General features: G+C 74.0%; 1 protein-coding gene. It reads right to left on the reverse strand.

Annotated elements, in window-relative coordinates; all coding sequences use genetic code 11:
- Positions 1 to 2790: SDR family NAD(P)-dependent oxidoreductase (locus tag ACFW6P_RS32025; RefSeq protein ID WP_386425786.1), on the reverse strand; the 2790-nt coding region annotated here is incomplete at its 3' end.
- Positions 2791 to 2804: the final 14 nt, after the last annotated feature.

Here is a 2804-nt window from a genome sequence, read left to right on the forward strand (position 1 = left end):
CCCGTTCGACGCACCGTCCTGATTGATCGCCGAACCCCGCACCACGGCAAGCACCTGATGCCCGTTCGCCTCGGCGTCCGACAGACGCTCCAGCAACAGCACCCCCACGCCCTCGGACAGGGCGAAGCCGTCCGCGTCGGCGGCGAAGGGCTTGCAACGGCCGTCGGCGGCGAGCGCGCGCTGGCGGCTGAAGGCGACGAAAGCGCCCGGTCCCGACATCACCGTGGCCGCGCCGGCCACCGCGAGACGGCACTCGCCCGCACGGAGGGCGCGGACGGCGAGGTGCAGGGCGACCAGAGACGAGGAACAGGCCGTGTCGACCGTCACCGCCGGGCCCTCCAGCCCCAGCGCGTAGGCGATGCGCCCGGACGCCACACTCGCCGCCGCCCCTGTGGCGAGGTATCCCTCGTTGTCTCCGGACGCGGCACGCAGCTGGGTGGCGTACTCCTGGTCGGTGAGGCCGACGTAGACACCGGTGGAGCTGCCTTTGAGGCTCCTGGGATCGATGCCCGCGCGTTCCAGGGTCTCCCAGGTGGTCTCCAGGAGCAGTCGCTGCTGCGGGTCCATCGCCGTCGCCTCACGCGGCGAGATGCCGAAGAACCCGGCGTCGAACTCGGCCGCGCCGTCCAGGAACCCGCTCTCGCGCACGTAGCTGGTGCCGAGGTGGTCGGGGTCGGGGTCGTAGAGGCCGCCGAGGTCCCAGCCACGGTCGGCGGGCAGCGGGGTGATGGCGTCCACGCCGTCGAGGACCAGGCGCCACAGGTCCTCCGGGGTGTCGACTCCGCCGGGGAGGCGGCACCCCATCGACACGATGGCGATCGGCTCGTCGTCGCCCGCGCCCGGGTGGTCCGCCGCGTGCGCGGGCTCCGCGTCGGGCCGTGCCTCCTCCCCCTTTCGGCTGCCGAACGCGACGGCGTCGAGGCAGGCGGCGAGCGCGGAGATGCTGGGGTGGTCGAAAACGACGGTGGTGGGGAGTTTCAGGCCGGTGACGCGGTGCAGCCGGTCGCGCAGGGCGACGGCGGTGAGGGAGTCGAAGCCCAGGTCCTTGAAAGCAGCTTCGACGCTGACGGCCCCCGCGTCGGCGTGGCCCAGCGTGGCCGCCACATGAGTGCCGACGAGGGTGCGCAGTGCGGCGAGCCTGCGGGCGGGCGGAAGGCCGGCGAGCTCGCGGAGCTCTGCGGAGGTTGTGTCCGCGCCGTCGGATCCGGCGGCGGCCTGCTGCATCTCGGTGGCGGGCAGTTCGGTCAGGAGGGCGCTGCCGCGTACGGAGGTGAAGACCTCGGCGAACCGGCGCCAGTCGACGTCCGCGACCGCCACGACCACGTCGTCGTGGTCGAGGGCCTGCTGCAGTCCGGCGATCGCGGTGTCCGGCTGGATGACGGGGACACCTCTGCGGCGCAGGACGTCCTGGACGGACTCGGCGATCATTCCACCTCCGGCCCAGGGGCCCCAGGCCACGGAGAGCACCGGGACGCCGTCGGCGCGACGTCGTTCGGCGCGGGCGTCGAGGATCGCGTTCGCGGCGCCGTAGGCGGCGTGGTCGGCGACGCCCCACGTGCCGGAGATGGAGGAGAAGTAGACGACGGCGTCCAGTTCCGTGGCGTCCAGCACCTCGTCGAGGTGGGCCGCGCCGAGCACCTTGCCCGCAAGGGTGGCGGCGAGGTCCTCGACGCCGGCATCCGCCAAGGGGCCGAGCACGCTCACGCCGGCCGCATGCACGACGGAACACACGGGATTGCCCTCGGCGGCGAGGCGGTTCACCAGGTCGGCCAGGGCATCGCGGTCGGCCACGTCGCAGGCGGCGACGGTGAGCCGGGTGCCGAGGCCGGCGAGTTCGTCCCGCAGGTCGTCGAGGTGGGGGCCGTCGCCCCGGCGACCGGTGAGAACGAGGTGCTCCGCACCGCGCGTGGCCAGCCAACGGGCTACGTGGACGCCGAGCGCGCCGGTGCCCCCGGTGACCAGGACCGTGCCACGGGGCTTCCAGTCGCGCGGGGCCGTCCTGCCGCCGGTGGCCGCGGGGACGAGCCGCCGGCCGTGGGCAGTGCCGTCGCGGAGAGCCACCTGGTCCTCAGCGGTGCCCGCCGCCACGGTGTCCACCAGCAGGTCGACGGCGTGCTCGGGCCCGTCCGCCGGGAGGTCGACGAGTCCGCCCCACCGCTTGGGGTGTTCCAGGGCGGCGACCCGCCCGATGCCCCAGACGCCCGCCTGATCGGGGGCGGCCGGCGGGTCCTCGGGACCGGTGCCGACGGCGCCCCGCGTCACGCACCACAGCGGTGCGTCGATCGCCGTGTCACCGAGCGCCTGTACGAGCGAGAGGGTCCCGGCCAGTCCGCGCCGCACAGCGCGATGGCGTGGCAGGGGTCGTTCGTCGAGGGCAAGGAGCGACAGCACCCTTGTGAACTCGGCCGACTCGGCGGCTGATGCGAGCAGGGCACCGATGGCGTTCCGGTCAAGGTCGTCGACGGCCGTGACGACGACCGTGCCGGCTCCGCGCCGTTCCAGCGCGGACACGATCTCGGTGACGAGTCGTTCTCCTGCCGGGTCCTCGGGGGCGACCAGCAACCAGGTTCCCCCGATGGAGGCGGGGACGTGGACGGGCAGAGGGCGCCACTGCGTGCGATACCTCCAGCCGTCGACCACTCCGCGCTCGCGGCGGGTGGTGCGCCAGGCGGCCAGCGCCGGGACGACGGAGTCCAGCCCCTCCTCGACCCCGAGCGTGCCGGCCAGGGCTTCCAGGTCTCCTTCCTCCACGGTGCGCCAGAACTGCTCCTCGACCGGGTCGGCGCTCACCTGCGCCTTGGGCA

It is taken from the genome of Streptomyces sp. NPDC058741 (assembly GCF_042746715.1).
Classification (GTDB): Bacteria; Actinomycetota; Actinomycetes; order Streptomycetales; family Streptomycetaceae; genus Streptomyces.